This is a genomic window from Afifella sp. YEN Y35 (genome assembly GCF_047553465.1).
GTDB classification, from domain to species: Bacteria; Pseudomonadota; Alphaproteobacteria; order Rhizobiales; family Afifellaceae; genus Afifella; species Afifella aestuarii.
The window spans coordinates 2,268,473-2,288,432 of sequence record NZ_CP180203.1; the positions used below are offsets into that span (position 1 = coordinate 2,268,473).

A 19,960-nucleotide genomic window follows, 5' to 3' on the forward strand; every position below is an offset into this window, starting at 1 on the left:
GGGCGCAAGCCGGTTGCTCGCGCCCTTTTCTTTTAAAAGGTCATTAAGGACGAAAAGCAGTGACGATCGCCGCTATGCGCCCATTGCGAGCCTTCACTTGGTGCGGCAATCGTCCATAAGCTGACATATGCAAGGCCGCACCTAGCGCAAACTTTGCGCCACTAGCAGCAAGCGACGAAGTTGTTCGTCCCGCGAACTTGCTAGTAATGCAAGCGACGTCGAACCCCGGCCTCAGTGTCGTGTTGGTTCGCTTCCGACTCATAAGTCTTGATCATACCTCTGAGTAAAGAGGAGGAGAGCATGGGATGCGTGAATTGCAGTGCATCGGCCCAGCCTCGATACTTGTCAGCAAGCTTGCGCTCCTGCGCCCCGCCTTCCCCGCGGAAGTGGGTGCCGCGCAGATTGTAGAGACCGGTGTGTGCGCCTTCGAAAATCTTCTCGGACTGAAGCTCCTCCATGACGTCTCGCACAGGCTCGCAAGGCCAAACACCGTCATCCCCTGTTGGCGCATGTGCGAAAAGGTGCCCTATAAAGATGTCGCAGATGTCAAGGCGATCAATCGTGGCGCTAGTTTCTCGAACTTTTGCGACCCAAGCCGAGAGCTCTGCCGTGCTTAGATCGTCATTTGCGTCGTGTCCGGGGATTCTCTTCATCCGGTCCAGCAAGCTATAGCCTTTCTGGGACAGATCGTGCCGACCTTCGGGCATCAAGTATTCCGGCGGGTCTTCGCCGCCACTCTTTCGCCGGGTTGCCCAGGCTAGAGCCCGAACCCACATCTCAGGATGGGTTTCGATATAGCGTTCCAGATTGATGATGTTGCTTTCCCTACCGTCGAACTCCTCCGTCAGCACGTCAATATACGCGAATTCCAATCCGGCTTTCTCATCGAGCGTTACATCGGGATTGCCATCTAGCAGGGCGAACGCCTCTTTGAGGCGATGGCTGCTCAGCTGGTACTCGCCGGGTTTGTCGTTTCCACTCTGAGCGATTCCCCGAAGGATTTCGACTAGCAGCGCGGGCCTCACTGCCGCGAGCTTGAAGTGAATGGCGGCGAAAGCGGCGCGCGGGCGTTTGGCGCGCAAGAGCCGTTCTACGGACTCGTTGTTGGCATCCTCAGAATCCCAAATCCATGTTGGATGCACGGCCTGCCAATAGTCAGCTTGGCCTTTCGGAGATAAGGCATCAACGTGGATCCACGTCGCGGGCTCGTAGAGCGCCAGTAGCAAGAGTCGCACCCGGTCTGGTTCTTCGAGGTCTGCCAGAACAGCCCTCATCAATTCCTCGCGGTCTTCGAGCGGTACGCCTCTCAGCGATCCGAACACCAAGTTCTGGCGCTCATTGGAAAGCTGGCTCGCGCCCGGACACAGCGCCTCGATGATGAAGTTAGCAATGCCCTCTCTACTCAGCACGCTTTTGACGAAGTAAGCGCCAATCTGGCCCTGGGCGCTGCCTTTTTCGGCAAGCGCGAAGATGCCGTCTAGCCCGCGGCTTTCGTAGATCGCCCGGAGCGCGTCGATCCGCAGCTTCTCGATCCTTTCTTCGCGTGCGCGAAAGTCGAAATCAGCTTCCTCACGCTCATCTGCGGATTCTTCGACCCAATCTTGGCGGAATAGCCACTCATGCTTGCTGACAACGTCGGCGGGCTCGAGGGAATCATAGACCTTTCGCGCCGTTCGCGAGAGCGCAGCAAAGTCAGCTGTGGAGCCGCGTTTCCGCCCCCGGCGCGAGAGAACGGTTACGCGAATTTTCTCGCGTACTACAGCGATCTCGTCATCACTCGGCTTGATGGCATGCCAAGCTTTGACGATGTGCCACACCTGCTTCTGGTAGTGGGCACCGAGAATGTGGAGACGCTCGATCAGGTCGCAGATCATCGCCGCAGTATATGCTGGCTGCGACAGCGCCATCTCTACCATGACCCTTTGAAATTCGTAGGCAGGTCCCGTCATTTTGAAGGGCTCGCCTGCGCCGTAGCCATCGGAGCGCCACTTAGGCTTGTGGGAGTAGTGGCCGATATCGTTGCCGTAGGTGCCGAACTGGTCAATCACAACGCTCCAACCGGCACGCGGGTATTTTTCCATCAGCTTCGCTACGGCGCGGACCCGATCGTCATGCGTCGCCGCAGTTTGCGGCATCCATGATCGGAAAATTCCGCCGAGTGAGTTGATTGGTTTGTTGGACCAATTGTCCTTGAGCTCGACCTCCGAAAGCTTTCCCAAAACCAGAACGGTACGAAGAAATGTCTCCTTATTCCAGGCAAGCCCCTCAAGTGCCCAAAGCAGTCCCGTGCGCACGATTGCAACCCCTAGAAGACCATCGTCCACCGGGCGGAGCAGCCCGAACACCTCGGGGTTGTCTTCACGAAGATCATCTTCGAGAATCTTTAGGAAGGCGTCCGGCGCGGCCTCCGCATAGACGGGAAGGTCGCGGTCGTTTGCTTCGAGTTTCCGTGTCGTCAGCGGCAGTAGCACGTCACGCACTAGGCGATCAGCCTGCAATGCCCCGTCAAAGCCAAAGCGGCTTCCAAAGAGATGCTTGCCATGAACCGCCAGCAGCACCAGAGTTTCACCAAAGCCACTTCGTAGTGCGCCCGAAAATTCGCGGCGTTTGCCTTGGGCACTGGCCCACCAGCGATCTTTCTCAGGGATATCAAGCGAAGGATCATCCTCACTGAGCACGATTCTCGCCAAGCCGAGGAAGTGCTCCAGATCGGCAAGGGTGATGGCGTAGGCGATCGCGAATAGAGCGTCGATCTTCGAGATGACGCCGCGATATGTGCCTACTGACCAAACCGGAGAGTCATTGACGCGGAGCAAGTCCTGCAGGCGATGTTCAATATCGTCATAGGAGAGAGTTCCTCCAGTGAGCAGACTCACCGCTTCCTTGTCCGACACGTTTGACGAATTCCATGCGCCGGCCAGAACCAGCGGGACGAGGGAGGCAGCCAAGTGGGGATCGGACGCCCAGCCCGGCGTCCTTACACCTTCAACCTTTGCAAGCCGGCGGCGGAGCACGGTGAGCGAGTGGCCAGATTCATTTTCCAGCCGCTTGATGTCGTCGCGCTCCATCCCCATCGCTTCGAGGCCCTTTCGGAAGACTTCGTACCCAACCGGCTCCAGCGTTATGTCGGGATCTTCGTTGGTCGCATTCCTGGGATAAATCACGATGGAGCGTAGTCTGTGGACGAGGGGCCCGAGCTCATTCTCGACGTCACGCGTATGCACGACGGCGATAAAGTCCTGGGTGCCCTGCGCGAGCTTGGGGAGCGTTCCTGTCTGATCGAAAACCAACACGCGGTCTCGGTCCGCAAGCAGCTCGGCGCTCCCGAATGCGTGCGCTAGCAGCGCTAGCGCCTCTTCAACCGAATCCGCTGAAATTACGAACGGAGCGCCGGCTGGCTTGGCTAGGAAGGCTTTCAGTTTCGGCACAGCCGATTCCTTCGCCGTTGCTAAAAGTTCGGGGGCAAGTGATGGGTTGGCGACCCCTGCCCATTCGTCCCAAGCCTTGTCGAGCGATTTCGCTCCTTGCGAAGGCCTCAGCGTTTCACCCGCAAACCACGCCTGCGCCGATGGTGACTGCTCGAGCCATTGCTCGAAGTCGCTGGCATCATAGGCTCTGACATCCTTCCAGAGTTTCTTGGAGCGCATCTCCTTGATCCATTCATCTTTCCCGGGCCAGCGGCGCGGGGTCGCGAAGATGAAGGTGATGTTCTTCCGCTCAGCAGGTTTGTGAGCCTTGACGCTCTTGGCAAAGTCGCCGTCCGCCTTTTTCTTAACGTCCTGGGTGACACCAAATTCCCAACCAGATACACCCGCTGGGACCCACGGCGTGCCGGCCGTGGCCCTGGTAAACCCGTCCCAACCCGGACGTTCAGCGTCATCATTGCCAGGGAAGTCCACCTGCTCAAGTCCGGCGCCTGTCGAATGAACAAGTGTGCGCAGCAGCACGGAGAGGCGACTCCGGGCCGCTGTGTTGTGGTCCGCCCACGCCGCGATCTCATTTGCCTTGATCGCAAGGAAGGGCGGGACATAGCGCTTTGTGCTGGCCGAAGCCCCCTCCGATGCGGCAGCTGCAGCGTCGTGTTCGGCCTGCATTTTCAGAAGGGTAGCCTTCGGTATGGAGAACGCGGCCTCGATTCGCGAGGCCATACGGTCAGTGGCCGATACCTTTCCATTCAGGAAGTTGGATACCCCCGGCCTGCTGATGCCGATGAGCTTGGCCGCCTCTGTGACGTTGATCTTGCGCGGGACGAGATAGGTCTCGCGGAGCCATGGGCCGGGGTGTTCTGGGGCGTTGGCCAACTTGAGGCTCCTTGGATGGAGGATATTCTCCCCGCTTTGTATAGTGTAACCCTACGCCTTACACAACAAGAATGCGGCGATAGAGGCTACGACCCGATGGAGCTCCCGGATCGAATGCACTTGCCTTCTGTGCGGAGCAATGGCGCTCAGTCATTGTCCGATCGAGGTTGAAACCTGAACGGCGGCTTTTCATCACTGCTGCTCGGGAGCTGCCATTCGGCTTCCGGCCCACTTTCGGTCATTTCCCACCGGCACAGCGAGCCGGCCTACACCCCCCTCACCCGGCACCCCTCAAATCCCCCATCCGCCAGCCGCGTGCACAGCGTGTCCCATTCGCAGCCGACGCAGGCGGGGCGGGTGGTGCCGTGTTGGAACCAGGTGCGCATCTCGTCGACCCGCGCGCGGGAGAGCGGGATCACCGTGCCCGCCTCAATCGTTAGCCCGAGTTTCTCGCCGACATCGCGGGCGGCCTTGCGGTCGCGCTCAGTGACGGACGCCTTGAAGCAATGCGGCTCTTTTTCCGCCGCGATGACGCAGGCGCAGAGCGGGTCGGGGCCGTCGACGATTTTGACGGTAGCCCCCGCATTGATCGCCGCAGCCACCTCCTCGAAGCGGGCGACGAAGCCCGGCGAATAGCCTTTGCCCGCAAAGGTCAGCATGCACAGGAGATGGTGGGCGCGCAGCTCCACCACGGTCGCGTCGCCGGCGGCCGCATCACCGGCGCCCGCATCGTCGCCCCCCGCGCGGGCGCCCGCACCCTCCCCCGCCGGGCCTTCGCCCTCAGCGGTCTCTTTGGCGCGGCCTGCCCTTTCCACGGGCTGGGTCATCGGCCGGTCCAGCGATAGACCCGGCCGCCGTCCGTCTTGCGGCCCGTATCCTCGACGCCCGGAAAATCACCGGCGCGCACGGCGTTCAAGAACGTGCGGCCGAGCTTCACCCGGTCGCCGATGTAAAGCCCGTCCCAGCCCTCCCCATAAATCTCGGGGAAGTGAAATGCGCCGGGCGCGCGGGCCTGAAGCGCCCGTTCAAGCCGCGCGCGTTCCTTATCGTCAAAACCCATGCCCCTCATGCCACGCTCACCTCTCGCGGCCGGCGATCCATTTCTCCACCTGCGGCGGCTGATAGGTCTTGAAGCGGTGGAGAAGCGTGCCGGGATCCGCCTCCACCATCAGCATCGCCCGGTGTTCGGGGCGCATGAAGTGTTCCGCCGCCTGGTGGTCGAGGAAGGCGGCGAGGCCGTCGTAAAACCCCGCCACGTTCAACAGCCCGACCGGCTTCTTGTGATAGCCGAGCTGGCCCCAGGTCCACACTTCGAAGAGCTCTTCGAGCGTGCCCGCCCCGCCCGGCAGCGCCACGAACCCGTCGGAGAGGTCGCCCATCAGCGCTTTGCGCTCATGCATGGAGCCGACTTCGTGGAGTTTTGTGAGCCCCTTATGCGCCACCTCCTTTTGCACGAGCGCATGCGGGATGACGCCGATCACCTCGCCGCCCGCCGTCAGCGCGGCGTTGGCGACGGCCCCCATCAGCCCGACGCGCGCGCCGCCATAGACGAGGCGCAGCCCCGCCTCGGCAATCGCCGCACCGAGGCCGCAGGCCACGCGCGCATAATCGGCGCGCGCTCCGGCATTGGAGCCGCAGAAGACGCAGATCGCCTGCATAATATGCCCCGCTTACGCCCCGAGCGCCGAAAGGATCCGCGCCCAGGAGCGGATGCCGTGGCGAAAACTCTTCAGATTGTATTTCTCGTTCGGCGAGTGGATGCGGTCGTCGTCGAGCGCGAAGCCGACGAGCACCGTGTCCATGCCGAGCACGCGCTTGAACTGCGCCACGATCGGGATCGAGCCGCCCATGCCGATGAGCTTCGCCTCCGTGCCCCATTCCTCGGTGAGCGCCGTCAGCGACCGCGACACCCATTCGCTGTCGGATGGCTGGGTGATGGCGCCCTCGCCGCCATGGCTCTTGAACGTCACCTTGCAATCGCCCGGCACGCGCGCCGCCACGAAGGCGCGGAACGCCTCGCGGATCTTGTCCGGCTCCTGCTCGCCGACGAGCCGGAAGGAGACTTTCGCCGAGGCCTTCGCCGGGATCACCGTCTTGCTGCCGTCGCCGGTATAGCCGCCGATGATGCCGTTCACCTCCGCCGTCGGCCGCGCCCAGATCTGCTCCAGAACCGAATAGGCCTTTTCGCCCCCCGGCTCCTTCAGCCCGATCTCGGCGAGAAACGCCTGCGGGTCGAAGCCGAGGCTCTCCCATTCGGCCTTTTCCTCCGCCGTCAGCTCGGCGACGCCATCATAAAAGCCCGGGATCTGGATGCGCCCCTCGTCATCACGCAGGTCGGCGAGCACCTTCGTCAAGACATGGATCGGGTTCCTCGCCGCCGAGCCGTAATGCCCGGAATGGAGGTCATAGGACGGCCCCTCGATGAACACCTCCTCATAGAGAAGCCCGCGCAGGCGCGTCGCGATCGCCGGCGTATCGGCGTCCCATTGCGAGGTGTCGCAGACGAAGGCGACGTCGGCCTTCAGCTCCTCGACATTCTCCTTGAGGAACGGCAGCAGCGACGGGCTCGCCGATTCCTCCTCGCCTTCCAGAAGCACCGTCACATTGACCGGCAGCCGGCCCTCTTCTTCCATCAAGGCGCGCGCCGCCTCGATGAAGGTCATGAACTGGCCCTTGTCGTCGGAGGAGCCGCGGCCGAGAATTTTCGCCTCATCGCCTTCGCCCGCCACCTGCGGCTCGAACGGCGGCGTCTCCCACAATTCCAGCGGGTCCGCCGGCTGCACGTCGTAATGGCCGTAGAAGAGGATATGCGGCTTGTCCGCGCCCGCGCCCTTGTAATGGCCGACCACCATCGGATGGCCGATCGTGTCGCGGACCGACGCCTCAAAACCAATCTCGTTCAGCTGCGTCGCGCACCAGGAAGCGGCGTTGCGGCAGGCGGCGGCATAGGCCGGATCGGCGGAAATCGACGGGATGCGGATCAACTGAAAGAGCCGCTCCAGCGCCTCGCCGGAAACGGCGGAATCGATGCGGGCAAGGGTGTTTTGAAGCATGTGAGCCTTCATGTTTTCGCGCCGGCCGGACGGGCGTTGCGATCGCGGCATCGCACGAACGATGCCTCTCCCGCCCGGGCGCGCCAGGGTTCCCCCGTCCCTAGCCGATCGCGCCCCCGCTCGGCAAATCACAGGCGCATGGCGGCCCCGCAGAAAAGCCGTGCGCCGATCACCAGCCCAGAACCAGCATCCGGTAGGGCATCCAGATCCCCATCGCGAGCATCATCAGGTTCTCCGTCAGCGACACGAAGCCGAGCGGCACATTGCTGCCGCCGCCCACGCAGGCGCATTTCAGTTCCCGCTTGTCGATATAGACGGCCTTGAAGACGGAGGCCGCCCCCACCCCGCCGATGAAGAGCGCGATCGGCGCGGAAATGAAGGTCAGCGCCCCGGCGACCATCAAGATCCCGGCCGCCGCCTCGCCGAAAGGATAAAAGTAGGCGTAGCGCACATATTTCGGCGCGAGCAGGTCGTAGTTCAGGAACATGGTCGAAAAGCTCTCCACGTCCTGCAGCTTCTGCACCGCCAACAGGCACATCGAAATGGCGATGAACCATTCGAGCGCGCGCACGGTAAAGATGGTGCCGAAGGCGGCAAAGCTGACGGCAAGCGCCATCAAAAAGGCGACCGAAAAGATGGCGATCACCGGCCGGTAACTCGTCTCGCCTTCCTTCGTCACATGCTGGCCGAAATGCTCGCGCAATTCGTCATAACCGCCGATGCGGCGGCCCGCGATGAAGATCTGCGGCGTCGTCTCCACATCGTGCTCGCGCTGAAAGGCGTCCGTCTCCGCGCGGGTTTCGAGCCAGTGATCGGCGACCGCAAACCCCTCGCGTTCGAGCAGATCCTTCGCCTTGATGCCATAGGGGCAGACATGCTCCTCCATCACCATGCGATAAACGGCAGCCTCCTTCGCCCCGCCCGCACGCGCCTGCCCGTTGGCGTTCGCCGGCATTCCACTCTCAGGCGCCCGGCCCTCCGCCCCTCTCTCCGGGGCCACTCTTTCCGCTGTCTCCGACATGCCGTTTCCCACGTTTTTAAGTCCCTCGCGGGGTCAACGCCTTGAGCGCATTGGAGTTCACGCGCGGACGGAGAAACGCCGGATGAAGAGGCGGCTGCCGCTTGAAAGTGCGGGGGCGGCTTCTAGCATAAGCTCTCTCCAAGCTGCCGTCGGTCGGGGGGCCTCAACGCATGGACAGAATCGGAACCGGAGAATTGTCCGTCGATAAGGGGCAATTCTTCGAAGCCGTCACGGCTCTGGCGGGATCGATCTTTTTCCTCAGACAGCCGAGAACGATGTTCTCCGCGCAGATGAGCGTTTGGACGAGCGATCCATCCGAGGGGATTTCGCCCGAAGACTGGCTGACGAGAACGCTCTCCGGCGCCCGGCCCGTAACCGAGCGCCGGCCCGTCGCCTTCGCCGATCTGTCCGGCGAGTGGAGCCGGGTCGATGACCGCCTGGAAGATCCCGAGACCGGGGAAAGCCGCCCCTGGCATCGCCTCCGCGTTCTTCTCGTCTCGTCGGACGGCGCCGCGTGGTACCACGCGACGGCCATGTGCGACGGGCAGGATCTTTCAGCGGTGGAGAGCGAATTCCTCCGGGTTCTCCAGTCGATGCGACTGAAGGTTGAAGGCGAGAGCGCGCATGCGGCCCGCGCCGAAGCCAGAGCGGAAATGGACGATCTCCTCACCCGGGCGATGGAAAGAAGCAGGGCCGCTGTGCAGCGGCAGACAGCCCGCCCGGCGGGTCCCGGCGAAAAGCCCGCGCCGCCTGTCCGAGATGTCGAAACGCGCTTCGACGAAGCCGTTCAATCCGCAGGCCTCGGCGATCGACGCGAGGCCCTTCGTCGGATCGCCTTGCCGACGCTCGTCCTGACGGAAGCGGGCGAAAGCGACGGCGAAAGCCTGGGGCAGAGCCGCGTCGGCGGCGGGCCCGACCTCGCCGAGGCGAGCGCATGGCCGCGCGACCGCAGCGGTTTCCATCTCAACTTTCTTGCCCAGATCAATCTCGCCGACCTGCCGCACGATCTGCCCGCCGATCTGCCGGATGACCTCCCAGCCGCCGGGCTTCTATCCTTCTTCAGCGGCACGGATATGTCGGACGGGACTGTCCTCTACACCCAAGGCGACACGGCGCTGGTCGCGCACGACCTGCCTTCGGATGCGGAGGAGACCGCCAGCCGGGCCATGAACATGGTGGAATGGGATGAGGCGACCGATCGTATGGTCGCCACCTCAAAGGGCGAGGAAGATCTCGTCGCGGCCACCGACGCCACCGGGCGCCTGGCGTTTTTGCGCGATGGCGAGCCCGTCGTCGTGCTGGCGTCGGAGTATGAGATCAGTCGCTCGCGGCAGCTCCTGCGGTTCGATCGCGCTCTGAGCGTTCCCTTCGGCCTGCCCGGCTCTTTGCCCGAGGCCTATGTGGAAGTCGGGCTCGAAGACCCGTACGACTTCTATGCCGCCATCCGCGAAGCCTTCGAAGTCGGCGACGGCCCCCAACACCAGATGTTCGGCGTGACGGGCGTGCGCGACCTTCCAACATTGCAGGACGCGGCGGCGAAACACGCCCGCCGTGCGGGCTGGCACGACCTCACGACCGCTCAGGACTGGTTCCTTCTCTTGAAGATCGCATCCGGGGGAGAGGCCGGTTTCGATTTCTTCGACCATGGAGATTTCATCTACATGGCCAATCGCCAGGACACCCGCAACGGCGATTTCTCCCGCATCCACGCCTTCGTCGTCTCTGGATGACGCCCAGTCGCAGCCGAAGACCTGCGTGATGAGCCCTCGCCCGCCGGAGATGACCGGAGAACACGGCACAATCCCCGAGCTGAAGGGAAACGGCGGCACCGCACGGCCTCACCCGCGGCACGGCCTGTTCCTCTCCCCCCAAAGGAACACAGGCTGGAGAGGTCGCCGCGAAGCGGCGGGTGAGGGGTGGCGCCGATTGTCGAGCGCGCCATCAGCCAGCGGCACGGCCTTCCCTCTTCTCCGCGAGATTAAAGGTCGGAAGGGGGTCCCAGGCCCGGCGGGGAAAGGAACTTGATAGCAAGCACACCATCAGCCCGCGGCACGGCCGACCCTCGCCCCCTTGCGGGGAGAGGGTGGCTGCCAAAGGCAGCCGGGTGAGGGGCAACTCCGAGCCAGCTCAGGGCACGGCCGAGCCAACCAAACGAACGCCGCCGGCACCCCTCCCCTCACCCCTCCCCGCAAGGGGGAGGGGAACTCCCCCTGATCTCAAACTCGTCGGCGCTCAGCCGCCGGCCATAACCGGTAAACAGCCAGACTAGGAAAGTAAGGAAAGGAATTTGGCGCACGATACCGGCCAATAACACAGCTTCCCTCGCCCCTGCCCGAGGATGGCCCAAAACTTACTCTGTCACTATTCGTAACTGCTCTTCCCTTCCGATGAGGTATTGACATCGAAGCCTTTACACTGATTTTCGCCTGGGCGGAGGTCGTGATGGATCAAGCTTGGTTTGAAATGAGGGATATCCGACGCCGCCCGGTGTCGGAGATGGTTTGGATTCCAGTTCGATCCGCGTGGAACATCTCAAAGCAAGGTCGCCACGGTTATCCTGGTTTTTCCAAAGAATTTTTTGGATTGGGATCAGTTGCCGTTCCGCTCTCACAACGTGACGAGGCTGAACGTTTGAGTTGGAACGACATCGGCCTCATTTACGAACACAGATCTCACGCCTATCGCAACAGTTACAAACCCGCGGACGTTTATCAATACGACGAAGAGCAAGACCTAGGCATTAGTTTAGTTATTCCTCAACATTTCTCAGACGAAACACCTCCTGAATGGCATCTACATCAGGATTTTATCATTTCCCTCGACTTACTTCGCGAGAAGGACACTTGGGTTAGCCCTAACGACGGATTTTTAGAAGTCGTCAAATTAAAGCGGGATATTGACGGGCACCCGATTAAAATCGACGTTCGCGCTGAGTTTCTTCAAGACTATCTCGCCGCCCGCCAGATGGCGTTGCGAATTACCTGGTATCGTCAACGCATCGCGACTGTAACTGACGCAAGCTTCATTTCTTGGACCAATGGCCGACTGAATGAAGATACGGCTGAGGAGCGGTTTGAGGGACAATGCTGGCCGGCTGGCGAGGGAGGAGAGCGCTTGGGTTCACGTGTCGCGCTGTTTCGTATCTGGCGGACAGACGTGGATCATGAAGTTGATGTCCCGAGGTTCGGCCCCGAGAGCGAGAACAACACGAGCCACGAGTCCCATTTGTTCACACGTCAGAGCGAACGGACTGTCTTCATGGTCCAAGGAGAGGTGTGGCGAGACGAATGGATTCAGCCAGCTACGCACAGCGTGCGCATCCGAGGAGACGATGTCCCCCCAACGGCTTATTTTTTCACCGACGCTGGAGGGGCAAAGGAATCGCGAGCCACGCTCCGTAGAGAGGACGTTGGCAAGTACCTCTGGTTTCGCGGTAGCATCATAACTACTCTACTTCGTTATAGAGGATATAGTCTAGATTGGCACACGCGCGACACGGGCAGCATTGGACTGAACGGCTGTTATCGCGTCCACTTCGGCGTGAACGGCTTGGGCCTTATTAACGCGTACGCCTATGACGTGGCCCGCCTGCCGGATTGGCAGCAACAGATATGGGCCGGCTGCAACGTGACACCTGAAGGAGGTGTCTCTGTGGAGCTGCTGGCCGCCCAGATGGGACCTGGGCCGGCAGACACTCTCCCCCCGGAGAAGCTGTTTAACATAGCGCTAGACGAGTTGAATGAAGCGTTCTCCGCGCACCACGGAGAGCCCCTATTGCAAACGCATAATTCCACGGCGGAAATTTTGCGATCCCTCCATCGGTTTCGTGCGACTGACGACGCAGGCCTCCTTGCTCTGGCGAAAGATGTTGCACGCGTTACCGCTGACAGCATGCAGAAGAGAGCACTGCATGCTGTTGTACCGCCTCCGAAAGGGGAGAAGTGGGGTTCGCTGAAATCACTTGAGAAGTTCTTGGCCAGCAGAGATAAGAACGCCGATGTGCACGGATTGATGTCTCCGCTTTTTGGTATTTACGAGCTGCGCGTAGGCGATGCCCATTTGCCATCGGACAAGATTAATGAAGCGTTCGCTCTAGCGGGCATTAATCGGACGCTTCCAGCGCCCCTGCAGGGCGCACAGCTTCTAGAGGTGGCAGCGTGCACGCTTCATAGGGCGGCAGAGATAGTCTGCGGCCAGCGAGATCCCACAGGCTGAGGTCGATCCTGCCTATTTCTACACAATCAGACCCCGCCTATTGCTGACGTTCTGCTCGCCACGAGCTTCTACTAGAAGCCGCTAGCTGTTTTCCTCACGCACCACCTCCCCCTTGCCTCCCCTCCTCCCCGCGGCCATAACCCCTCGCCGAAACGTCCCGGGAAAATCCTCATGGAAGAGCTCGTTCAGCGCGTCATGCGCGCCCTTGGTGTCGACGCGGAGACGGCGCAATCTGCCATCCGCGCCGTGTTCTCCTTCCTCAACCGGGAAGGCCCCGAGGCGGAGATGGCGAAACTCGTCGCAGCGATCGACGGGGCGGAAGACTATGTCGGGCCGACGCCCGATCAGGATGCGGTGACGCTCGGCGGTCTCGGCGGGCTGATGGGCGGCGGCATCATGGAAATTCTGGGCGAGCTTCAGTCGCTCGGCCTCGACATCGGCCAGATCCAGACGCTGGGCGAGGAAATCTTCGGCTTTGCCCGCGAAAAGGTCGGCACGGAAACGACCGACAAACTGGTGCGCGGCACTCCGGGGCTTTCCCAGTTTCTCTAAAACCGATCCGCACAAGCCCGCATCGTAGCCGTCTGGCCCGCGTCATCCGGGGCGCGACCGGTCGCCACTCACACCCACGTGATCTCGGCGCTGGCGTTGCGGGTGAAGATGCGGCTAAATGATGGCGGAGGGGGGCTCTTGGAGGACAAGCGTGCCGTCCTATTCCATCTCGGCCATGGAATGCCTGTCGCCTGAGGAATGCGCCGCGTTAAAGCGCGTGCGCGTTCGCACGACCGCGAAACTCCTGGAGCGCGCGTCGACGCCGAAGGGGCGGCGGATGCTCGCCCAGGAAACCGGCATCTCGGAAAAATTCATCCTGCGCCTCGCCAATATGGCCGATCTCATGCGCATTCGCGGCGTGGCGGAGGAATATTCGGAGCTTCTCGAAGCCGCGGGCGTCGACACCGTCAAGGAATTGAAGCGGCGCAACGTCGCCAATCTCGTCAAGCGCATGCAGGAGGCGAACGCGGCGCGGCCGATGGTGCAGCTCCTGCCGAGCGAAAAGCGCGTCGCCGGCTGGGTCGAGGAAGCCAAAAGCCTCCCCGTGATGATGACCTATTGAGGGTTTACCGGGCTCTCGCGCCCGGCACGCACACACTCCGGCACATCTCCGCGCCATCTGCGCCCTTCCCTCCCCCCTCACCCCCGAGGCTCTTGAGCGGCAACGACTATTGGCGAATGGGCGCCAGGCCTTCGAGCCGGTAAGACGCCAGCCAAAAGCGGTGTGGCGAAAGCGGCGTCGATGTGCGGGCGAAATCCCCGCCTGTCTTGCCCCCTCGCTTCGCCCAAGAGTAAAACGGCCGAACCAAAAAGGCCGGGAGGATTTGTCATGTCATCGAGCCAATCATCTGAGGCCTCTTCGCCCGGCTCCTCTTCACCGGGGACTGGCGGAACCGGCGCCCCGCGCCCGCCGCTCAACATCTTTCCGCAGCCCGCCGCCGAAGACTGGCGCACACTCGCCGACAAGGCGCTGAAGGGCGCGGAGTTTGCCTCGCTTCGCTCAGAGACGCGCGACGGCATCACGATCGAGCCGCTTTATCCCCGCGCCGCCGATGCCGCGCCGATCGCCGCACGCAGCGGTCCCTGGCGGATCGTGCAGCGCATCGACCATCCCGAACCGACCGCCGCCTCGCGCCAGGCGCTCGCCGATCTGTCGGGCGGTGCCGACGGGCTCGCGCTCATTTTCGCGGGCGCGCCGTCCGCCGCCGGCTTCGGTCTGCCGGAGAGCGAGGAGGCGATCGCGACTGCGCTCGAGGGCGTCGAGCTCCCGGCCATTCATCTTCGTCTCGAACCGGGGGCGGACGCGGTTCAAACCGCCCGCCGCGTCGCCGCGCTGGTCGCCAAGAAAAACCTCTCCCCGGCCGATTGCTCCATCGCCTTCGGCATCGATCCGATCGGCCGCATCGCCCGTTTCGGCGGGGATATCTCGTCGGTCGATTTTTCCGCACTTGCTGTTCTTTTGAGAGAACTCGAGACAGCGGGTTTTGCCGGTCCGGTCTTTGAGGCCGACGGACGCATCTATCATTCCGCCGGCGCGAGCGAGGCGCAGGAGCTTGCCGCCGTCGTGGCGACGATCGCGGGCCTTGTTCGCGGTCTTGCGGGCGAAGGGCTTTCGCCCGGCGAAGTCCTGCCGAAAATCGGCGTCACGCTCGCCGCCGGGCACGACCAGTTCGCCACCATCGGCAAATTCCGCGCTGTGTCGCTTCTCACCCGCCGGCTCGGCGAAGTCTGCGGTGTGTCGGACTTTTCCCCGCGCCTTCACGGCGAGACGGCGTCGCGCATGATGATGGCGGCGGACGCCCACAACAACCTCATCCGCACCACGATCGCGGCCTTCTCGGCGGCTGCCGGCGGGGCGCAAACCCTTGGCGTGCTTGGGTTTTCTTCCGCCCACGGGCTGCCCGACCGCGCCGCGCGCCGTTATGCCCGCAACATCCAGCATTTGTTGATGGCGGAATCCGGCATACATCATCTTGATGATCCCGCCGCCGGATCCGGCGCCGTCGAAGCCCTCACGGACGCCCTTTGTGAGAAAAGCTGGGCAGAATTTCAGGCGATCGAATCCGAGGGCGGAATCCTGAAAACCCTTATCGATCAGGCTTTTACCGGGCGCATCGCGGAGGCGCGCAAGGCGCTGCTTGAAAAGATCGCGGACGGCGCCTCGCCCTTTGTCGGGGCGACGCTCTACCCCAATCCGAAGGAGCCGGAGATTGCCGTGGAAGCCTCTCAAATTCCACAACAATCCGGTCTTCTCACGCCGCTGTCTGCGGCCGAAATCACGGCCCTGACGGCCAACGAAAAGGTGTCGGCATGAGCCCGCTTCCCGATTTTCGCCAGATCGCCTGGCAAAAGCCCGAAACCGCGCCGAAAACTCACGAACAGGGCTCCTGGACCGCGCCGGAAGAGATCACGCTCACCCCCCGCCCGGGCGCGGCCGACGTCGAAAACGTCGATTTTCTAGAGACTTACCCGGGTATCGCGCCCTATCTCCGCGGCCCCTACCCCACCATGTACGTGCAGAAACCGTGGACCATCCGCCAATATGCCGGCTTCTCCACGGCGAAGGAATCGAACGCCTTCTACCGCCGCAATCTCGCCGCCGGTCAGAAGGGCCTTTCGGTCGCCTTCGACCTCGCCACCCATCGCGGCTATGACTCTGATCATCCACGCGTTTCCGGCGATGTCGGCATGGCGGGCGTGGCCATCGATTCCATTCTCGACATGCAGGAACTCTTCGACGGCATCCCGCTCGACAAGATGAGCGTGTCGATGACGATGAACGGCGCCGTCCTGCCGGTGATGGCATTATACATCGTCGCGGCGGAAGAACAGGGTGTTGCGCAAAAGGATCTTTCAGGAACCATCCAGAATGACATTCTGAAAGAGTTCATGGTCCGCAACACCTATATTTATCCGCCGCCCCCATCTCTGCGCATCATTTCTGATATTTTCTCCTATACTGCGGAGAATATGCCGCGCTTCAACTCCATTTCGATTTCCGGATACCATATCCAGGAAGCCGGGGCGACGGCGGATCTTGAGCTCGCCTACACGCTCGCCGATGGCATCGAGTATGTGCGCGCCGGCGTCAAAGCCGGGCTCGACGTCGACAAATTCGCACCGCGGCTCTCCTTCTTCTTCGGCATCGGGATGAATTTTTACATGGAGGTGGCGAAGCTTAGGGCCGCCCGCCTCCTCTGGGCGAAGCTGATCAAGGAGAATTTTTCTCCCTCCGATGCGCGCTCTTTGTCGCTGCGCACCCACTGCCAGACCTCCGGCTGGTCGCTGACCGCGCAGGACATCTTCAACAATGTCGCGCGCACGGCGATCGAGGCGATGGCAGCGACGCAAGGCGGCACGCAAAGTCTTCATACGAATTCACTCGACGAAGCCCTTGCGCTGCCAACGGATTTCTCCGCCCGCATCGCCCGCAACACGCAGCTCATCCTGGCGCTTGAATCCGGCACCACCGATACGATCGACCCGTGGGGCGGCTCGTTCGCGATCGAGAAACTGACCGACGATCTCGCGCGGCGCGCCCTTTCCCATATCGAAGAGGTCGAAGCCCGCGGCGGCATGACCAAGGCCATTGAGGCGGGGCTACCGAAACTTCGCATCGAAGAGGCCGCTGCGAAGACGCAGGCGCGCATCGATTCCGGCAAGCAGGCCGTCATCGGCGTCAATCTCTACCCAAGCGACGAAGAACCGGAGATCGACGTCCTCAAGGTAGACATCGAGGCCGTGCGTCGCGAGCAGATCGACAAACTCACCCGCCTCAAGGCGGAGCGCGATCCGGCGAAACTGCAGAAATCCCTCGCCAATTTGACGAAAGCGGCCGAAAGTGGCGAAGGCAATCTCCTCGCCCTCAGCATCGAGGCCGCGAGAGCACGCGCCACGGTCGGCGAAATCTCCGACGCCATGGAGAAGGTCTTCGGCCGCCACATGGCCGAGGTAAAGACCTTGTCGGGCGTCTACAAACGCGAGGTCGGCTCGATGAATCAAGCGGTCGAAAAAGTCTTAAAAATGACGGCCGAGTTCGAGCGCGCCGACGGAAGGAGACCGCGCGTCCTCGTCGCCAAGATGGGTCAGGACGGGCATGACCGGGGCCAGAAGGTGATCGCGTCGGCCTTCGCGGATCTCGGCTTCGATGTCGATGTCGGCCCCCTCTTCTCCACGCCGGACGAAGTGGCGCGCCAGGCAGTCGAAAACGACGTGCATGTCGTCGGCGTCTCGTCTCTTGCTGCGGGCCATCTCTCGCTCGTACCGGCGCTGCGGCAGGCGCTTGATCGCGAGGGGGCTGAAGACATCATGATCGTCGTCGGTGGCGTGATCCCTCCGCAGGATTTCGAGGCGCTGAAGAAGGCCGGAGCTTCGGCGATTTTCCCTCCCGGAACCGTGATTGCGGAATCGGCAGCGAAGCTTTTGGACGAGCTCAATCATCGGCGCGGCTATCACAGTCAGGAAGCGGCCGAGTAAAGAGTCGGATCTGAAGAGGTACTGCGGGCGGCTTCCCGCCGCCCCGCAAGCCTCTTAAAAACCAAGTCGGGCGCCCACGTGCGCCGACCAGCAGATATCGCCCAGCGTGACAGCGATCATGCAACGGGCTCGGCATTTCTCCGTTGCGTTATTGATCCCATAAACAACGGAGGGCGATCCCTTGACCGAGATCCCACCGCAAAGCCAAGACCGCATGCCGGGCCGCGAGAGCGAACTCACGCCGCCGGCCGAACATATCCGAGACAGCTACAAAGGAGCCGGACGCCTTACCGGGAAGCGCGCGCTCATTACCGGCGGCGACAGCGGTATCGGCCGCGCCGTAGCACTGCATTTTGCTCGCGAAGGAGCGGATGTCGCCATCGTCTACCTCCCGGAAGAAGCCGAGGACGGGCGAGAGGCGATCCGCCGGATCGAGGCAGAGGGGACGCGCACCATAGCGATTGAAGGCGATCTGCGGGATCCGGGTTTCTGTCAGGAGGCGGTCGAAAAGACTGTTGCCGCCTTCGGCGGCCTCGACATTCTGGTACCAAACGCCGGCATTCAGAAAGTGGCCAAGGATGTGACCGAGATCTCCGATGCCGACTGGAACTGGCATTTCGACGTCAACATTCATTCGATCTTTTATCTGAGCCGGGCCGCAATGCCGCATCTCAGCAAGGGCAGCTCGATCATCAGCTGCGCCTCAGTCAATGGCTTCCTGGGAGACCAAGATCTCCTCGCCTATTCGAGCACCAAGGGGGCCATATCCGGTTTTACCCGGGCTCTGGCCAAGCAAGTCGCCAAACGAGGCGTGCGGGTCAACCAGGTTGCGCCAGGCCCAATCTGGACGCCCATTCAGCCCGCCAGCTGGGGTCGCGTGGATCCGCAGAGCATGCCCGAGATGGGTAAGGATACGCCGATGGGCCGGATCGGCCAGCCTTCTGAAGTCGGCCCCGCCTTCGTTTATCTGGCAAGCGAAGACGGCTCCTACATTACCGGTCAGACGATCCACGTGAACGGCGGCATGATCGTCAATGCTTGATCCTCTTGCACTTTTCGGACCGGAGCCGGACAACTGGCTCGTCCAACGCCAGCACCAGGCTTGGCTCGGAACGCAAGGTCGCAAACTTCTCGACTTTTCCAAGCCGTCGCTTGTCGCCCACGGCTTTGCTGCGCTCGATCTCGATGGACGCCTTCCGGATAAGCCGGTCGCCGAAACCATCGTGACCGCGCGCATGGTGCATTCTTATGGGCTCGGCATGTTGCAAGGCCTTCCCGGATGCATTCCGCTCGTCGATCACGGCCTGGCTTCGCTCGCATCGGGGCCGTTACTTGACGGCGAAAACGGCGGCTGGTGGCTGCGGGCCCCGGATGCCGGCGCCCCGAGACGCAAGCAGGCCTACGCGCATGCCTTTGTGGCGCTCGCAGCCTCAACAGCGTTCGTCGCAAAGCGACCGGCTGCAAAGGAGCTGCTCGAAGAGGCGATCGACGTGATCGAGACGCATTTCTGGGATGAACCGGCAGGCGCGATGCGAGAGAGCTTCGCCTCAGACTGGAGCAACGAAGAGGACTATCGCGGCGCCAACAGCAACATGCACTCCCTGGAAATGTGCCTCGCGCTTGCGGACGCCCTCGATGCACCGAAATGGCGCGAGCGCGGGCTTCGCATCGCCGAACGCCTAATCCACGACCATGCACGCGCCAATGATTACTGCATTCCAGAGCATTTCGACCGAAACTGGCAGATCTTGCGCGATTACAATCGCGACAAACCGGAGGACGATCTCCGCCCCTATGGCACGACGCCGGGACATTCTCTGGAATGGTCGCATCTGCTTCTCAAGCTGGAAGCAGCAATTTTATCCCATGGAGAGACACCGCCCAGCTGGCTCCTGGAGGATGCCATTGCTCTGTTTGAGACCGCGATGCATCTCGGATGGGCGGCCGATGAACGGCCAGGCCTCGTCTACACGCTCGATTGGAACGGCGGGCCCAGCGTCCCCGAACGCGCTCATTGGGTGCACGCGGAAGCGATCACTGCCGCGGCCACGCTCTTCAAGCGGACGGGGCGAAAAATCTATGGCGAATGGTACCGACGTCTTTGGGATTATATCGACCTTACCATGATTGACCGCGAACGCGGTGGATGGCTCAACGAAGTCGATGCCGAAGGGCGCGACAGCGAGCGCATCTACGAAGGCAAGCCGGATCTCTATCACGCGTATCAGGCAACGCTGACGCCCCTCCTGCCCGCAACGCCGAGCATCGCTGTCGCGCTCGCGCAGCAAGGGGACAGATTTGAGCGAGAGTAGAAGCGGCGACGCAGGTGCCGCCGCCTCCAT

General features: G+C 62.1%; 14 protein-coding genes. 8 read left to right on the plus strand and 6 right to left on the minus strand.

Translation table 11 applies throughout. The features are described 5' to 3' along the window. Positions 1–200: 200 nt before the first annotated feature. The 6 genes from ACK8CP_RS10860 to ACK8CP_RS10885 form a co-directional block, all read right to left on the minus strand. Positions 201–4,301 (minus strand): helix-turn-helix transcriptional regulator, encoded by a 4,101-nt coding sequence (locus ACK8CP_RS10860; protein ID WP_414831777.1) that lies wholly within the window; start codon positions 4,299–4,301, stop codon positions 201–203. Positions 4,302–4,567: 266 nt separating this feature from the next. After that, positions 4,568–5,128: a DUF1284 domain-containing protein gene (locus ACK8CP_RS10865; RefSeq protein WP_414831778.1), complete on the minus strand. Its 561-nt coding sequence runs from the start codon at positions 5,126–5,128 to the stop codon at positions 4,568–4,570. After that, positions 5,125–5,361 carry a DUF1413 domain-containing protein gene (locus tag ACK8CP_RS10870; RefSeq protein ID WP_414831779.1) on the minus strand — a complete coding sequence of 79 codons (237 nt, stop codon included), beginning with the start codon at positions 5,359–5,361 and terminating at the stop codon, positions 5,125–5,127. Before ACK8CP_RS10870 ends, ACK8CP_RS10865 begins: the two co-directional genes overlap by 4 nt. Positions 5,362–5,377: 16 nt before the next feature. Further along, complete coding sequence (locus ACK8CP_RS10875; RefSeq protein WP_414831780.1) at positions 5,378–5,959, minus strand: TIGR00730 family Rossman fold protein; 582 nt, start codon at positions 5,957–5,959, stop codon at positions 5,378–5,380. A 12-nt stretch (positions 5,960–5,971) separates the two neighbouring features. Then, on the minus strand, positions 5,972–7,366 hold the full coding sequence (locus tag ACK8CP_RS10880; protein WP_414831781.1) for a dipeptidase: 1,395 nt from the start codon (positions 7,364–7,366) through the stop codon (positions 5,972–5,974). A gap of 157 nt (positions 7,367–7,523) precedes the next feature. Next, positions 7,524–8,309 (minus strand): MauE/DoxX family redox-associated membrane protein, encoded by a 786-nt coding sequence (locus ACK8CP_RS10885; protein WP_414834244.1) that lies wholly within the window; start codon positions 8,307–8,309, stop codon positions 7,524–7,526. 236 nt (positions 8,310–8,545) lie between these two features. On the opposite strand from ACK8CP_RS10885, the gene ACK8CP_RS10890 reads away from it, so the two are divergent. The 8 genes from ACK8CP_RS10890 to ACK8CP_RS10925 all read left to right on the plus strand — a co-directional run bounded on the left by ACK8CP_RS10890 (position 8,546) and on the right by ACK8CP_RS10925 (position 19,930). Then, positions 8,546–10,105 carry a DUF1963 domain-containing protein gene (locus ACK8CP_RS10890; protein ID WP_414831782.1) on the plus strand — a complete coding sequence of 520 codons (1,560 nt, stop codon included), beginning with the start codon at positions 8,546–8,548 and terminating at the stop codon, positions 10,103–10,105. Positions 10,106–10,817: 712 nt separating this feature from the next. Continuing rightward, positions 10,818–12,590 carry a hypothetical protein gene (locus ACK8CP_RS10895; RefSeq protein ID WP_414831783.1) on the plus strand — a complete coding sequence of 591 codons (1,773 nt, stop codon included), beginning with the start codon at positions 10,818–10,820 and terminating at the stop codon, positions 12,588–12,590. Positions 12,591–12,761: 171 nt separating this feature from the next. Then, on the plus strand, positions 12,762–13,142 hold the full coding sequence (locus ACK8CP_RS10900; protein ID WP_414831784.1) for a DUF2267 domain-containing protein: 381 nt from the start codon (positions 12,762–12,764) through the stop codon (positions 13,140–13,142). Between the two features lie 151 nt (positions 13,143–13,293). Continuing rightward, positions 13,294–13,704 carry a DUF4332 domain-containing protein gene (locus ACK8CP_RS10905; RefSeq protein ID WP_307152890.1) on the plus strand — a complete coding sequence of 137 codons (411 nt, stop codon included), beginning with the start codon at positions 13,294–13,296 and terminating at the stop codon, positions 13,702–13,704. A gap of 267 nt (positions 13,705–13,971) precedes the next feature. Then, positions 13,972–15,456, plus strand: coding sequence for a methylmalonyl-CoA mutase family protein (locus ACK8CP_RS10910; RefSeq protein WP_414831785.1), 1,485 nt, complete (start codon positions 13,972–13,974; stop codon positions 15,454–15,456). Next, a complete protein-coding gene (gene scpA, locus ACK8CP_RS10915) occupies positions 15,453–17,618 on the plus strand; it encodes a methylmalonyl-CoA mutase (protein WP_414831786.1) in 2,166 nt (721 codons plus the stop codon). Before ACK8CP_RS10910 ends, scpA begins: the two co-directional genes overlap by 4 nt. Before the next feature lie 214 nt (positions 17,619–17,832). Next, entirely contained in the window at positions 17,833–18,660 is an 828-nt protein-coding gene (locus ACK8CP_RS10920; protein ID WP_414831787.1) for a glucose 1-dehydrogenase, read from the plus strand. Then, positions 18,653–19,930, plus strand: a complete 1,278-nt coding sequence (locus ACK8CP_RS10925; protein WP_414831788.1) for an AGE family epimerase/isomerase — start codon at positions 18,653–18,655, stop codon at positions 19,928–19,930. Before ACK8CP_RS10920 ends, ACK8CP_RS10925 begins: the two co-directional genes overlap by 8 nt. The last annotated feature ends 30 nt before the right edge of the window (positions 19,931–19,960 follow it).

What these genes read in the sequence shown, in the direction of transcription:
- ACK8CP_RS10865 (WP_414831778.1), bottom strand. Translation starts at nt 5,128, where the DNA reads ATGACCCAGCCCGTGGAAAGGGCAGGCCGCGCCAAAGAGACCGCTGAG.
- ACK8CP_RS10870 (WP_414831779.1), bottom strand. Translation starts at nt 5,361, where the DNA reads ATGGGTTTTGACGATAAGGAACGCGCGCGGCTTGAACGGGCGCTTCAG.
- ACK8CP_RS10875 (WP_414831780.1), bottom strand. Translation starts at nt 5,959, where the DNA reads ATGCAGGCGATCTGCGTCTTCTGCGGCTCCAATGCCGGAGCGCGCGCC.
- ACK8CP_RS10880 (WP_414831781.1), bottom strand. Translation starts at nt 7,366, where the DNA reads ATGAAGGCTCACATGCTTCAAAACACCCTTGCCCGCATCGATTCCGCC.
- ACK8CP_RS10885 (WP_414834244.1), bottom strand. Translation starts at nt 8,309, where the DNA reads ATGCCGGCGAACGCCAACGGGCAGGCGCGTGCGGGCGGGGCGAAGGAG.
- ACK8CP_RS10890 (WP_414831782.1), top strand. Translation starts at nt 8,546, where the DNA reads ATGGACAGAATCGGAACCGGAGAATTGTCCGTCGATAAGGGGCAATTC.
- ACK8CP_RS10895 (WP_414831783.1), top strand. Translation starts at nt 10,818, where the DNA reads ATGGATCAAGCTTGGTTTGAAATGAGGGATATCCGACGCCGCCCGGTG.
- ACK8CP_RS10900 (WP_414831784.1), top strand. Translation starts at nt 12,762, where the DNA reads ATGGAAGAGCTCGTTCAGCGCGTCATGCGCGCCCTTGGTGTCGACGCG.
- ACK8CP_RS10910 (WP_414831785.1), top strand. Translation starts at nt 13,972, where the DNA reads ATGTCATCGAGCCAATCATCTGAGGCCTCTTCGCCCGGCTCCTCTTCA.
- scpA (WP_414831786.1), top strand. Translation starts at nt 15,453, where the DNA reads ATGAGCCCGCTTCCCGATTTTCGCCAGATCGCCTGGCAAAAGCCCGAA.
- ACK8CP_RS10920 (WP_414831787.1), top strand. Translation starts at nt 17,833, where the DNA reads ATGCCGGGCCGCGAGAGCGAACTCACGCCGCCGGCCGAACATATCCGA.
- ACK8CP_RS10925 (WP_414831788.1), top strand. Translation starts at nt 18,653, where the DNA reads ATGCTTGATCCTCTTGCACTTTTCGGACCGGAGCCGGACAACTGGCTC.